The organism is Gammaproteobacteria bacterium (assembly GCA_032250735.1).
Lineage (GTDB): Bacteria > Pseudomonadota > Gammaproteobacteria > SZUA-152 > SZUA-152 > SZUA-152.
The window spans coordinates 111,530-125,093 of record JAVVEP010000006.1; the positions used below are offsets into that span (position 1 = coordinate 111,530).

14 protein-coding genes are annotated in these 13,564 nt (G+C 57.8%); 10 read left to right on the forward strand and 4 right to left on the reverse strand.

Annotated elements, in window-relative coordinates:
- Positions 1-18 precede the first annotated feature (18 nt).
- Positions 19-306 (reverse strand): pentapeptide repeat-containing protein, encoded by a 288-nt coding sequence (locus RRB22_05575; GenBank protein MDT8383865.1) that lies wholly within the window; start codon positions 304-306, stop codon positions 19-21.
- On the reverse strand, positions 303-1,883 hold the full coding sequence (locus RRB22_05580) for a sensor domain-containing diguanylate cyclase (GenBank protein MDT8383866.1): 1,581 nt from the start codon (positions 1,881-1,883) through the stop codon (positions 303-305). Before RRB22_05580 ends, RRB22_05575 begins: the two co-directional genes overlap by 4 nt.
- A gap of 340 nt (positions 1,884-2,223) precedes the next feature.
- Here RRB22_05580 and RRB22_05585 point away from each other — a divergent pair, with 340 nt between their 5' ends.
- From RRB22_05585 to RRB22_05625, 9 genes are all read left to right on the forward strand, one after another.
- Complete coding sequence (locus RRB22_05585; protein ID MDT8383867.1) at positions 2,224-2,847, forward strand: hypothetical protein; 624 nt, start codon at positions 2,224-2,226, stop codon at positions 2,845-2,847.
- A 3-nt stretch (positions 2,848-2,850) separates the two neighbouring features.
- The gene (locus RRB22_05590; GenBank protein ID MDT8383868.1) at positions 2,851-4,362 is read left to right on the forward strand and encodes a tetratricopeptide repeat protein; all 1,512 of its coding nucleotides are present in this window, start codon (positions 2,851-2,853) and stop codon (positions 4,360-4,362) included.
- Positions 4,359-7,205 carry a tetratricopeptide repeat protein gene (locus RRB22_05595; protein MDT8383869.1) on the forward strand — a complete coding sequence of 949 codons (2,847 nt, stop codon included), beginning with the start codon at positions 4,359-4,361 and terminating at the stop codon, positions 7,203-7,205. Before RRB22_05590 ends, RRB22_05595 begins: the two co-directional genes overlap by 4 nt.
- A 127-nt stretch (positions 7,206-7,332) precedes the next feature.
- On the forward strand, positions 7,333-7,920 hold the full coding sequence (locus tag RRB22_05600) for a tetratricopeptide repeat protein (protein ID MDT8383870.1): 588 nt from the start codon (positions 7,333-7,335) through the stop codon (positions 7,918-7,920).
- The gene (locus RRB22_05605) at positions 7,884-8,198 is read left to right on the forward strand and encodes a hypothetical protein (protein ID MDT8383871.1); all 315 of its coding nucleotides are present in this window, start codon (positions 7,884-7,886) and stop codon (positions 8,196-8,198) included. The genes RRB22_05600 and RRB22_05605 overlap by 37 nt, the downstream gene beginning before the upstream one ends.
- 234 nt (positions 8,199-8,432) lie before the next feature.
- Complete coding sequence (locus RRB22_05610) at positions 8,433-9,089, forward strand: MotA/TolQ/ExbB proton channel family protein (protein MDT8383872.1); 657 nt, start codon at positions 8,433-8,435, stop codon at positions 9,087-9,089.
- 15 nt (positions 9,090-9,104) lie between these two features.
- Entirely contained in the window at positions 9,105-9,599 is a 495-nt protein-coding gene (locus tag RRB22_05615; protein MDT8383873.1) for a biopolymer transporter ExbD, read from the forward strand.
- A complete protein-coding gene (locus tag RRB22_05620; GenBank protein ID MDT8383874.1) occupies positions 9,596-10,108 on the forward strand; it encodes a biopolymer transporter ExbD in 513 nt (170 codons plus the stop codon). Before RRB22_05615 ends, RRB22_05620 begins: the two co-directional genes overlap by 4 nt.
- A gap of 7 nt (positions 10,109-10,115) precedes the next feature.
- Entirely contained in the window at positions 10,116-11,069 is a 954-nt protein-coding gene (locus RRB22_05625) for an AgmX/PglI C-terminal domain-containing protein (protein MDT8383875.1), read from the forward strand.
- Between the two features lie 461 nt (positions 11,070-11,530).
- Here RRB22_05625 and RRB22_05630 read toward each other — a convergent pair whose 3' ends face one another.
- Together RRB22_05630 and RRB22_05635 are read right to left on the reverse strand one after the other, a co-directional pair.
- A complete protein-coding gene (locus tag RRB22_05630) occupies positions 11,531-11,758 on the reverse strand; it encodes a hypothetical protein (protein ID MDT8383876.1) in 228 nt (75 codons plus the stop codon).
- A gap of 160 nt (positions 11,759-11,918) precedes the next feature.
- A complete protein-coding gene (locus RRB22_05635; protein MDT8383877.1) occupies positions 11,919-12,473 on the reverse strand; it encodes a cob(I)yrinic acid a,c-diamide adenosyltransferase in 555 nt (184 codons plus the stop codon).
- A 189-nt stretch (positions 12,474-12,662) separates the two neighbouring features.
- Between RRB22_05635 and RRB22_05640 the strand changes: the two genes are divergently transcribed.
- Complete coding sequence (locus RRB22_05640) at positions 12,663-13,562, forward strand: cobalamin-binding protein (protein MDT8383878.1); 900 nt, start codon at positions 12,663-12,665, stop codon at positions 13,560-13,562.
- The last annotated feature ends 2 nt before the right edge of the window (positions 13,563-13,564 follow it).

A 13,564-nucleotide genomic window follows, 5' to 3' on the forward strand; every position in this document is an offset into this window, starting at 1 on the left:
AGGCCGGTCGGCGCGGGCCTACTGGCTGATGGGCAGCAGCGGGCGATCCGCCTTTACGCCGTCCAGCCTGGCGCCCATGAAGTCGGCGGCACTGAGGTCGGCGCCGCGCAGATCAGCCCCACTGAGGTTGGCCAGTCGCAGGTCGGCGCCGACCAGATTGGCGCCGCGCAGGTCGGCCCCCTGCAGGTCGTATTGCACCAGATTGGCGTTTTCCAGGTTGGCCTCGCGCAGGTCGGCCCCCTGCAGGGTATCGACCTCGAGGCTTAGCAGGGTGCTGAGCCCCTTGCGGTCGTGGATGGTGATCATGCGGCGATGATACAGCGTTCGGCGGACAGCTGTGCCTCGTCCAGGGCGGCCTCGGCCCGTTTGAGCACCTCGGCGGCGCTGTTGTCGCGGTGGGCATGGATCAGGGTGTAGCCGAAGTGCAGGCTGCAGATCAGGGTGTCGGGGAGGGCGGGGTGCTGGGTCTGCAGCTCCAGAAAGGATTTGCGCATCCGCTCCAGGCAGGGGGCGGTGCCTTCGGCGGACATGCCGAACATCAGTAGCGAGAATTCATCGGCGTCCAGGCGGGCGACGTGATCGACTTTGCGGGTGTGTTCCTTGAGCGCCTTGCTCAGCAGTTTTACGGCCTGCTCGGTCTGCTGTGCGTTGAGCCGGTCCAGCCCGTGCAGATGCAACCGCACCACGCATACCGAGGTGCCGCGGCGGGCAAAGTTGTAGGCGCGGGCAAACTCGATGTTGAACTGGCGCCGATTGGGCAGGCCGGTGAGTTCATCGCTGAGCTGCCGGTGCTGGAGCAGCTGTTGTTTTTTCTCGATGCCGCGCTGGATGTGGCTGATGGCGGGCAGGATCTCTGCCGTCTCGCGCAGCTGCGGGGTGGCGAATTCTTCCGCCATGGGGCCGCCTTCGGCCAGGGTGTTGAGCAGGGTCTTGATCTGGCTGAAGTCGGTGCCCAGGGTGCGCAGGGCATAGCGCACCAGGAAGGCGACGATGCCCAGGGTGAGCAGTAGGGCGGAGATATTAAACAGTGTGAGGCTCAGGAAGCTCGGCAGGGAGCGGTCGATGTTCTCGGTGAGGCTCAGCTGCCAGTCGCTGTTGCTGAGCCTGGTTTCCAGTTGGCGAGTCTTGTCGGCCTCATTGACCCGGTTGTGCTGGCTGATGATGTTGCCACGACCGTCGCGCAGGACCAGTCGTTGACCGCTGTTGGTATTGTTTTGCAGCGGCGGCTGCAGGGTCTTCAGGCCATAGCTGACGAATACCATGCCGAGCGGGTTGCCCGATTCATCCCGCACCGGGGCGACCAGGTCAAAGTGGCTGGTGGCCTCGGTGAGCCGATGTACGGGCGGCATGCTGATGGGCTCGCCCTGGCTGAGTTTGGCGAGGTCGGTGAGGCTTTGCGGGCCGAGCTGGGCATCGGCAGGCGCGCCCATGATCTTGCCGGCATTGGTGAGCAGCGCGACGCCCAGGGCCTGGGGCAGGAAACGCCGCATCTGCAGGGCCCAGGTCTGGGCGCCGAGGCCGTCATCGTGTTCGAGGATATCCTGGGTGGTCGGCTGGGCCGCCACGTGATCCACGATCTGCTGAAAAAAGGCCAGCTGGGTCTCGATCGCCCGGGTCTTGTCCGCCAGTCGCAGGCTGAGGCCGTTGTCTTCCGGTCCCTGATAATAGGTCTTGGCCAGCAACAGGTTGGTGACGGTGATCGACAGAAACAGAGTGATGATGACGGTAGCGCTGGTGTAGGCAATCGCCTTGAGGGAAAAGCTGCCAAAAAAGGACCTGCGTTCGGCAGCAGGGCTGATCGATGCCGTGGGCGAGGGGGCTGGCGCCGACGTCGGGTCTGTGACGTAGACAGCGGGGCCGCTGTGCTCGTTTGCCTGAAACATCGATGCCTGTTCCTTCCGGTTGGGGGCGGGTTATTAATCGTAGACTACAGGGACGACTTTTTTAGGGTGGCGGGTCTGATCGAGCGTCAATCCACCTAAACCCGACAGCCTCCCAGACTGTGTCGGTTGATGCGGAAAAATGTTGAATTCTGCCCTGAGGCGGCGATTTTACGATACATCGCTGCCGGATAGGAACCCGTTGCCGGGAAAAGCTCGGCAGAAAACCGGCCGTGGCTTGTCGGCGTCGGGGCAATGGCCGACGTCGCCCGTGGTGGGCATTGGGTTGTCGCGAATGTTGGGGTATGCTCGAACGATATTGATTAAGTCTGAGTGGGACAGTATGAGACAGGCAAGTGCAGGGCGGCCGCTGTTGGCGCTTTGGTTTCGGGGGGCGTGGATCGCGGCGTTGAGGCTGATGGTGCTGGTGGTGCTCGGGGTTTCTGTGGCGGGGCCGGTGTATGCGGCGCCGGAGGCCCCTGCCGCCCAGGCCACGAACGCCGGTGGAGATCCCGCGCCATTCCAGCAGCTGGACGCGCAGGTGGAACAGATCCTCGATGAGGTGGTGAACCTCGGTGGGGAAATGGCCGTGCTGGAAGAGACGCGTGCGCTTTCGCCCAACACACAGTTGTTGGTACTGGTATCGATCGAGCCCAGCGCCTTCTTTCAGTTGGAGGCTATTCAGCTGGAGATCGATGGCAAGACCACCTCGTTTCACCAATATTCCGAACCGGAACTGGACGCCCTGTCGCAGGGCGGCAGCCACCGCCTGTTCTGGGACAATGTGCCGGCGGGGCGTCATCAGCTGGTGGCATCGGTGATGGGGCAGGTGCCCAAGGATCCCGATTTTCAGCGCCAGGTGACACTGATGGTTGATACCGGTGAGGGGCGTCGCGTGCTTGAGCTGCGGGTCGCCACCGGCAAGAATCAGGTGTTTCCCGAATTGCTGATCAAGGAATGGAAATAATTCATGCGCGGTCTCGTCTTCAGTCAACGGCCTTTCCCAAGACGGCATACAGGACGCTGGGCAGGGCTGTTGCTGGGTGGGCTGTTGCTGGGTTCAGGCGGTCTGGCGGCAGAGACCGACGCCCTGCTGGCCTGGCAGGGATTGGAGGACCCGCTGCTGCGCGCGGCGCAGTTTGACCTCTTGCAGGGCGATCCCTTTGTTGCGCTGACGCAATTAAAGGCCGCGCAGGCGCAGGGGCATATCAAGGGGCCACCGGGACAGCTGCAATTGACCCTGGGCGGGATGTATCTCGCCTACGGGGCGCACTACAGGGCGGCCGAGATTTTCAGTGCGCTGGGCGAAAGCGGTCAGCCGCAGGCGGTGCGTGACCTGGCCTGGCTGCGTCTGGCACAGGTGCAATATCAACGCCGGCAGACCGATCAGGCGCTGGCAAGCCTGGGTCATATCGCGGCGGCCTTGCCCAGCCAGCAACAGCAGGAGCGCCTGTTGCTGATGGCCATGCTGCTGATGCAAAACCAGCGCTTCGATGAGGCCATCACCTATCTGCGTCAACTGGGACAGAAATCCCTGGTGCAGCAGTTGAGCGAAAAATCCGTCTGGGCTACCTATGGCCGGTTCAATCTCGGCGTGGCCTTGCATCGCCAGGGAGAAACGCAGGAGGGCGAGAAGCTGTTGCAAGAGCTGGGCGCGGCATCCGCCACCACCGAAGAGGAACTGGCGCTGCGGGACAAGGCCAATCTGACCCTGGCCTTCCACTATCTGGCGAAAGAAGACCCGGCGCAGGCCCAGCATTACTTCGAGAAGACACGCCTGCAGGGGCCGATGTCGAGCAAGGCCCTGCTGGGTCTGGGGCGCGCCTATTCGGCCCGACAGGAACACAAAAAATCGCTGGTACCCTGGCTGAAACTGAGCCAGCAGAATCCCAGCGATCCCGCAGTGCAGGACGCCCTGCTGGCCGTGCCCTATGCGTTTGGTCAATTGAATGCGCTCAAGCAGGCGCTGGAGTATTACCAGCAGGCGCTGGCCGTCTTCAAAAACGAAATGCAGCAGGTCGATCGGGCCGAGGAATCGGTGAAACGGGGGGTGTTGGTGGACAGTCTGGCGCGCGAGCTGGGTGGGCAGGAGCGGCCGGGTTATGGCGCGCTGACCGACCTGCCCAACACCCCCGGCGGCCATCATTTGTGGCAGTTGTTTGCCACGCATGAGTTCCAGGAAACGCTAAAGAATTACGCCCAGTTGCGGCTGTCGCTGGGCCGCCTGGAGCAGTGGTCATCGGAAATTGATATCAATGAGGGGCTGGCGCCGTCGCAACGCCAGCAGCTGAACACCCGGATTCTCAACGCCCAGGGCAAGGTGATCGACATGCTGGATAGGCTGCAGGTGCATCTGCAGGATCTGGCCCTGGCAGAACTGGATAAACGCCGGCAACGTTTGCAGAGTTATTCGGGTGAGGCCCGTTTCTCCATGGCGCAGATCTATGACTATGCCGCAAAACGTTGGGGTGCAGAGAAATGAGAACGTATTTAGGCGCGTCAACACTGCTGCTTGCGCTGATGATGGCGGGCTGCGCCGCGCCGCCAAAGCAGGAGACGCTGGGTGATCTGGGTGAACTGGGCGATCTGGGTATCAAGATCGATACCGAGTCCCCGATCGATGATGGTCGCAATAAGGCGATGGATAATTATTGGGAGTTCATGGCCGGCGCGGAACAGGAGTCGCAGAAGATCGAGGCCCTGCGCCGTCTGGCGGATCTCGAAATGGAACGCAGCGAAGAGCGTTTTCAGAAACAGATGGAGGTGCTGAGCCAGGGTGAGGCGGGGGCCGATGCGGATCCGGATGCACTGCGCAGGGCGACCTATCGTGGCGCGATCAAATTATACGAAGATGCGCTGAAGGTGGCGGGTGACGCGCCGATCAGCACCCGCCTGCTGTATCAGCTTTCAAAGGCCTATGAACAGGCGGCGCAACCGGAAAAGGCACTGGAGGCCCTGGATCGCATGCTGGTCCTTGAGCCGCTCGCCGCAAACCGCGATGAGGTGCAGTTCCGTCGTGGTGAATTATTGTTCGGGCTGCAACAATTCAAACCGGCCGAATTGGCGTACACCCAGGTATTAACCGCAGGGCCAGACTCGCGCTATTTTGAAAAGGCCATGACAAAGCGTGGCTGGGCATTGTTCAAACAGGAAAATTATCAGGATGCACTGCGCGCCTTTTTTGAGCTGGCGGATCGTAAACTCAAGCCGTTGGTGGGTCTGGTCACAGAGCGCAAGCTGAGCCGCGGCGATGAAGAGCTAGTGGACGATGTGTTCCGGGTGACGATACTAAGCTTTAACGAGCTGGGTGGGGCCGACGCCGTAAAGACCTTTTTCGAAGGCTTTGGCCGCCGTGATTATGAGCTACGCGTGTATCGAGAGCTGGCGGAATTTTACCTCAAGCAGAATCGGGTGCGCGATGCGGCGGAGGTCTATCATGCCTTCGCGAAAGTGTATCCCATGCACGAGCAGGCCTTTGAATTCGAGCTTGAGGCGATCAATGCCTACACCGCGGCCGGATTCGCCAGCGTGCTGATGGAGGAAAAGCAGGCGTTTGTGCGGCGTTATCGTGTGAATGGCGCGTATTGGAAAAAATATGAAGAACGCGAAGACACCGTGCTCGCCGATCTCAAAAAGGCATTGAGAAAAAACTCGGAAGATATCGTGCGCCACATGCACGCACAGGCGCAGAAAACAAAAACCAGCGAAAACTATCAGCGTGCCTTTATCTGGTACCGGCAGCATCTGAAATGGTTTGAGCAAGGCCCGAACACGCAGAAACTAAATTTTCTGTATGCCGAGCTGTTGTTTGAATCCGGTGATTTTGAAAAGGCGGCCGAGGAATTTGAGAAAACGGCGTATCAGTATCCGCGTTTTGGCAAGGATGCCGAGGCTGGTTATGCCGCCTTGCTGTCGTATGCGGAGGCCGAAAAGAAGGCGCAAGGAAAACAGAAGGCGGTCTGGAGCCAGTTGGCCGTGGGCAGCGCATTACGCTTTGGCAAGACCTTCCCCGCCGACCAGCGCTCGGCAGAGGTGCTGACCAAGGCCGCGCAGGATATGTTTGCGCTGGAGAAATATGCACAGGCAGCCGTGGCGGCGCGAGAAATACTCGAGATCTCGGAGGGGGCTACCACAGAGACGCGCCGCACCGCCTGGAAGATTATTGCCCGCGCCGAATTTGAGAAAGGCGATTACACCCGGGCGGAGGTGGCCTACAAGGTCGCCTTGAGTCTGACGGATAAAAAAGATGCCAGTCGAAAGGCCCTGGAGGATGGCCTGGCGGCCGCGGTGTACAAGCATGGCGAGTACATGCGCTCGAAAGGCAACTTCGAGGGGGCGATCGCACAGTTTGAGCGTGTGGAGCAGGTGTCGCCGGATTCTTCGGTGGTGGTGTCGGCTGAATTTGATATTGCGGCAAGCCTGATGCAGTCCATGCAGTGGGCCATGGCGATCAGCAAGTTTTCTGATTTCCGCGACAAAAATCCTGCCCATCCCTTGGCGGAGCGGGCCTCTGAAAACCTGATCAAGGCCTATCTGGAGACCGAGCAGCACGCCAAGGCTGCCGAGGAACTGGAGAGGCTTTCGGCCAGCAAGTCGGACCCGGAGATCAAGCGTGATGCGCTGTGGCAGGCGGCAGAGCTGTACGAAAAGGCGGGCGCCCAGGCAAAGGTTATTGAAACTTATAAGCGCTATGCCGGCACCTTTCCGCAGCCGCTGGAACCGGCAATGGAGGCGCGCAATAGACTTGCCGAGCATTATGCAAAGGCCGGGCAGGTGGATGATCAACGGTATTGGTTGAAAGAGATCATTCGCCGCGACAGTGAGGCGGGAACGGCAGGCACTTCGCGTACGCGCTACCTGGCGGCAACGGCCGCCTTCGAGCTGGCGAAGCCTGCCTTGCAGGCTTACCAGCAGGTGAAGCTGGTGCGGCCGCTGAAGGATAACCTGAAGCGCAAGAAACAAAAAATGCAGGAGGCGGTTGATGCCTATAGCCTGGCCGCCGATTATGGCATTGCCGAGGTGACCACCGCTTCTGTCTACTGGTTGGCGGAAATCTACAATGAGTTCGGGCGCGCATTAATGGGCTCCGAGCGGCCGCCCGGCCTGTCGGAAGAGGAGCTCGAGCAATATGATATTTTGCTGGAAGAGCAGGCCTATCCGTTTGAGGAAAAGTCGATCAATATCCATGAGACCAATGTGGGTCGCGTGAGTGAAGGGACGTATGACGAGTGGATCGAAAAGAGTTTTGGCAAGCTCAAGACCCTGAATCCGATTCGATATGCAAAGGTCGAGAAGAGTGAGCCGATGGCGCAATATATCTATTAATGTTGTCAGTCTGAATGCTGTTGGGTTTATGTTTGCGGTGGTTGGGTTGATCTATCACAGGCGATAGGCGATAACGACGATATTTTTCAGGAAAAGGCGGGAGTGCTGAGTGACACGTTTCAATCAGATGGCAATTGTTGTACTGGTCCTGTTGCTTGCGGGTTGTGCCGCGACCGGACCGGGTGGCGGCACAGACAGACCGGCAGCGGAGGCGGTTCAGCCCAAGGTGGATCCGAAGATAACAACGGCCTATGAACTGGCCTTGTCGGCGATGCAGGACGGCAATACGGCACAGGCGGAGTCGGCGTTGCGTCAGTTGGCAGAGGCATATCCGGATTTTTCCGGCCCGCACGCGAATCTGGGCATCCTGTATTTTCGTGACAACAAGCTTGAACAGGCAAAGTCAGAGTTTCACGCCGCGCTCAAAATCAACCCGCAGAATGTCGTCAGCCTGAATCATCTGGGGATCATTAGTCGTGGCGAAGGCAAGTTTAAGGAGGCCCATGACTACTATGAAAAGGCCTTGCAGATCGATCCCGAATACGCTTATGCTCATCTCAACTTCGGCATTTTGCTTGAGCTGTATATGGGCAAGCTGACGGAAGCGCTGGGGCATTATGAGCGCTATCAGGAGCTGATTAAGGCCGAAGGCAAAGAAGAAGATGCAGAAGTGGGCAAATGGATAGTCGATTTGGGCCGCAGGGCCAAAAAATGATGCGCTGTCTGATTTTCACCTTGGCGACGCTGCTTGTTGTGATCGCCACGCCGGCGTTAGCGGCGGATCGGATTGAGCTGGATGCTACCGCTATTCAGGGTAGTCGTGAGTTGCCAAAGGTTTTATATATCGTTCCGTGGAAAAGTTCGCGTCTGGGTTCGTTGTCGAGTGCCGCGGGCAGTAGTTCGCTGGATACTTCGTGGGAAGTCCTGGACAGGGATGTTTTTCGGCGTCAGGTCGAATATTATGGGATGCTCTATGGCAGTAGTGCCAAATAGACGGTTTGCCGACGTTTTCACTGTACGGATGTTGAATTATTTTCCTCGTTTTTGTCGATAGCGTTCAAGAATCTCACCGGATGGTCGCCTAATGTTTCGTTATCGGGCGGTCGTAAACTGCGGGCGTTGTGAACTGCATCAACTACCGAGAGGCCTGTTTTGTGGCATGGTGTGCGGTATTGTTTAAAAAGCAAACAGCACGATGATGGCATGTGTGAAGTTAAGGAGAAGGGTATGGAAATCGTTAACGCGATCGTAAAATTTTTTCAGGAGGGTGGGATGTTTATGTATCCCATCATGTTCGTGTTTGCGTTGGGCGTGGCAATTGCGGTGGAACGGTATCTTTATTTGAGCCTTGCGAAACAGAGCAATCGCAGCATGTGGGATAAGCTGACACCGCTGGTGAAAGCCAACAACTACGATCAGGCGCTGGCGCTCAGTAGCCGTTCCAAATCGGAAGTGGGTAAGATTCTATCCTATGGCCTGAGCCGGCTGCGCATGACCAGGCAACGTGATGATATCGAGATTGCGATGGAAGAAGGTTTGATGGAAGTGATCCCGCGCCTTGAAAAACGCACGCATTATCTGGCGACCTTCGCGAACATTGCCACCTTGCTGGGTTTGCTGGGTACGATTATCGGTCTGATCCAGGCCTTTACCGCGGTGGCAAATGCCAACCCGGCCGACAAGGCCGATCTGCTTTCCGCCAGTATTTCCGTGGCCATGAACACCACCGCCTTTGGTCTGATGGCGGCGATCCCGTTGCTGCTGATGTTTACTGTCCTGCAAACCAAAACCACTGAGATTGTGGATAGCATGGAAATGGCGACGGTGAAGTTTTTGAACTCGATCACCGAGTACAGTAAAGACACCGCCCGTAGCGCAGAATAAGCGGGAATATTTCGTATGTCGGTAAGAGCCCGTGTCAGACGCGCGCATCGTGATGCGCCGGAACTCAATATCACTGCCTTCATGAATCTGATGGTGGTGCTGGTGCCGTTCCTGCTACTTTCCGCGGTGTTTACGCAGCTCAGCATTCTGGAACTCAATCTCCCGCCGGATACAAACTCACAGGCCGATCAGGATCAAAACAAGGTGCGTAACTTTGAAGTGATCGTGCGCAAGGATAAGCTGGTTGTGGCAGATAACATCGGTGGCATCCTGAAGGTGATTGAAAACACCGGTGGTAATTATGATTTTGCCGCACTGTCCGATTTTTTGATCAAATTAAAGCTGCGCTTCCCCGAGAAGCAGAATATCAGTATCTTGCTGGAGCCCAGCATTGAATATGAATTATTAGTCAAGGCGATGGATACGGTGCGCGAGGTCAGTGTGGTTGAGGCGGCATCGGTTGTGAAAAAAGAGCTGTTTCCCCTGATCGCCATTGGTGATGCCCCGTGAAAGTATCACGTCGCGCAAAACGCATGACGCGTCATCATGCGCGAACCAAACGCAGCGCCAGTTTAAACATGGTCTCCCTGATGGATATCTTTACTATCCTGGTGTTTTTCCTGTTGGTGAGTTCATCTTCGGTGCAGGATCTGCCGAATGCAAAGCAGGTCCAGCTGCCTGAGTCCGTTTCTGACCAGTTGCCCAAAGAGACGATTGTCATCGTTGTGGGAAAGAACGATATCGTTGTGCAGGGAAGAAGGGTTGCCTCGATTTCCGATGTGATGCGTGGTGGTGAGGACGATCAGGAAATCGAGCCGCTGAAGGCAGAGCTGTTGCACCTGGCGGGTCGCAAGGTGCGCCAGACAACGCCGGACGGAAAACCCATTTTGCGTGAAGTAACGATCATGGGCGACAAAAATATTCCCTTCTCCCTGCTCAAGAAGATTATGTTGACCTGCACCAAGGCGAGTTATACCAATATTTCACTGGCCGTCCTGCATAAACGGCAAGAAGGGTAGCGCGACCGTGTCTGTACTCGTCTATCGTTCATTTGTACTGCCCTGGACCCGTCTGGAAAACGACGAGGGCCGTCTCAAGAAAATCATTATTGTCGTGCTGGCAATCTCATTTGTGTTAAGTGTGGCGATTCCATTTATTCCCGTGCCCAAAGCGGACAGAGACAAGGCCGAAGAGCTGCCGCCGCGACTGGCCCAACTGTTGCTGGAAAAGCAAAAACCCAAACCCAAGCCGGTGCCGAAAAAGGTAGAAAAGAAAAAAGAAGAGAAGAAGGAAGAAAAGAAGGAAGAGAAAAAGAAAGAGGAAGAAAAGCCCAAAGAGAAGGTCGAGGAGAAACCCAAGGTCGATCGCGTCGCAGAGGCACGCAAGAAGGCCGCCTCATCCGGTCTGCTGGCATTTTCTGACGAACTGGCGGATCTGCGCGACAAGCCGGTGACCGACAAGCTGAACAAGAGCCAGCCGCTGGCCAAGGGCGCCACCGCCGCCAACGTGAAGAAGCGCAATATTCTGACCTCCGGCACCGCCAGCAGCGGCGGTATTGATACCTCAAACCTGAGCAGCGGGGTGGGTCGGAGTTCGCTCGCCGGTCGTGAAACAACGCATGTTGAGAGCCCGGTCGATATGGTGGCGAAGGCGGGGCCACAGGTCACGGGTGAGAGCGGGTCAGGCAAACCGTCACGTACCTTTGAAGAGGTCACCCTGGTTTTCGACCGGAACAAGGGCGCCATCTTTTCACTCTACAGCCGTGCCCTGCGTAAAGATCCCACCCTACAGGGCAAGGTGGTTCTGGAGATTACCATTGCCGCATCGGGGCAGGTGACCTCATGCACCCTGGTATCCAGCGAACTTAATAATGAAGACCTGGAAAGAAAGCTGGTTGCCAGGGTCAAGTTGCTGAACTTCGGTGCCCGCGATGTCGAAGAAATGATCGTCACCTACCCGATCGATTTCCTGCCCAGTTAAGCCCCACCACGGAATCCTGCTCCAGGTCTCACGGCCTAGGAGGCTGTCGGATTTAGGATGAATTGGCTGCGGAAGCGGGAGAGCGGCCCACTATCCCCAATTTTTCGTTACGTAGAACCACTATGCGCCTCAACATCGGAAATAGTGTGCTCACTCTCCTACTCCCTCGCTACAATCCACCTAAACCGGCAGCCTCCTAGCAATTCCCTGGCCTGTTACAACGCCCTCTCGGTTAATCCCTGCGACCCTGCCGTAGAACATGGCAGTGCTCATCCGTTGGCTGGCGCGCTTTTGAAAGTTTGCGACTAGCGGGTGTTGGCACCCTTTTCAGGGGCGGATGATGACTGAATCTGGCAATGGGTGAGGGCGGTACGGGTCGTGGAGATGTGCAAGGCTGACGTACTGCGGGGCGAGATTGCCGGACATCAACATCGAAAAAAGTACCGAACTAAAGTACCGGATCAGGCAGTGACATCCAGCAGGCTGCCGAGGATATCATGCACGCTTTCCACAACCTTGGCCGATGCCTGAATCTGCAGGCTGTCCAGTTTGGTATTGACCAGGGCAGAGGCGACATCCGTATTCTGATTGCTGCCGACCGCCTGAGCGACGGCGGAGGCATCGCGGCGCAAATGGCCAAGGCCTAGATGGATGCCGTTAATACCGGCGTTGAGGGCGGGAATACTCATGATCCTTGGCTCGCTGCACCTGTTGTTTGGTTAACCTGGATGGACCTGCCTGGAGACAGCCCATTGCTAGCGGCCATCGGGGAATAGCAGGCCTTATCCCCTGTATCGTACAGCGGCCACCTGGCTTTAGTGGATTTAACCCGGATAGTGAGGCCGAGATTCAGGCGCGATGCCGCCCCGGTTGCCAGAGCACATCAGACTGGCCTGCCTGCTGGTTCAGATAGCGGGCCACCACAAATAACAGATCCGAGAGCCGGTTGAGATAGTGCAGGGCCGGGTCGGTCACGGCCTCTTCACGGGCCAGGCTGACCGTACGCCGCTCGGCCCGACGACACACCGTGCGCGCCAGATGGCAGGCCGCCGCGGCAGGGCTGCCGCCGGGCAGAATAAATTCCTTGAGCGGCTCCAGCCCGGCGTTGAGTGCATCCAGTGCGTGTTCCAGTCGCGTCACATAGTCCGGCGTCAGTGCCTCGCGTCCCGGGATACAGATCTCACCACCGAGATCAAACAGGTCGTGCTGGATGCCGGTCATCAGGTCCTGGATTGTGGCGGGGAGTGCGTAGCTGAGCAACATCCCGATGTGACTGTTCAGCTCGTCGATGTCACCGAAGGACTCGACACGCAGGCTGTCCTTGGCGGTACGGCTGCCGTCACCCAGCCCGGTGCTGCCATCGTCGCCGGTGCGGGTATAAATTTTAGAAAGTCGATGTCCCATGCTGGGTCTCCGTAGAGTTTGGATAGTGACGAGCGGCGTATCACCGCTGGTACGGACAGTCTGTCATAACATCAATCGGTGCAAGGCAAATGGGTTGCGCACCGGCTGTCAGGCAGTTTTGATATCACGCTATACTGGCGCTGTAAATGATTCCGACCAAAGGTTTTTAAGGTGCGCGCGATTTCGGTTATGGTTCTTCATCTGTGTGGCAGTCTGTGCCTTGCGTTACTGCAAATAGGTAACAGCGTTGCCGCGCCGCTGAGTGTGGTTGACGATGCGGGCCACATCGTCAACCTGGATCAACCGGCGCGGCGCATCATCAGTTTGGCGCCGCACGTGACTGAGCTGTTGTATGCGGCGGGTGCCGGTGACCGCATCGTCGGTGTGGCCGAATTCAGCGATTTCCCCGAGGCGGCGAAAAAGCTGCCGCGGATCGGCACCCATAATGCCTTTGATCTGGAGGCCATACTGGCATCGAAACCGGATCTGGTAATTGCCTGGGAGAGCGCCACCCCAAAGGCGCTACTGGCAAGGCTGCAGAGCCTGTCGATAGCGGTTTTTTCTAGCGAGCCCCGCCTGCTGGAGGATGTCGCCAGCAATCTGCAACGACTGGGCCGACTGGCCGGCACGCTGACCATTGCCAACCGTGCCAGTGCGGCATTTCGCCGGCAGCTAGCCGACCTGCGGGCGCAGTACGGCAACCACGAACAGGTATCCGTGTTCTATCAGATCTGGCATCAGCCGTTGATGACCATCAATGGCGAGCACATCATCAGTCAGGTGATCGAGCTGTGTGGCGGACGCAATGTGTTTCACGATCTGCCCGTTCTGGCGCCCAGGATCAGCCTGGAGTCGGTGCTGATGAATGACCCGGAGGTCATCATCGCGGGCAGTTCGGCAGACCATCACTCGAACTGGAAGGCCGAGTGGTCTCGCTGGCCGCAGCTGCGGGCGGTGAAGAACGGCCACCTGTTTTATATCCATCCGGATATCCTGCAGAGAAACACGCCGCGTATTTTGCAGGGTGCGGATCTGCTCTGTCGGCAGCTGGCGCAGGTGCGTGCTGCGCGTGATACGGCTCATCAGTGAGC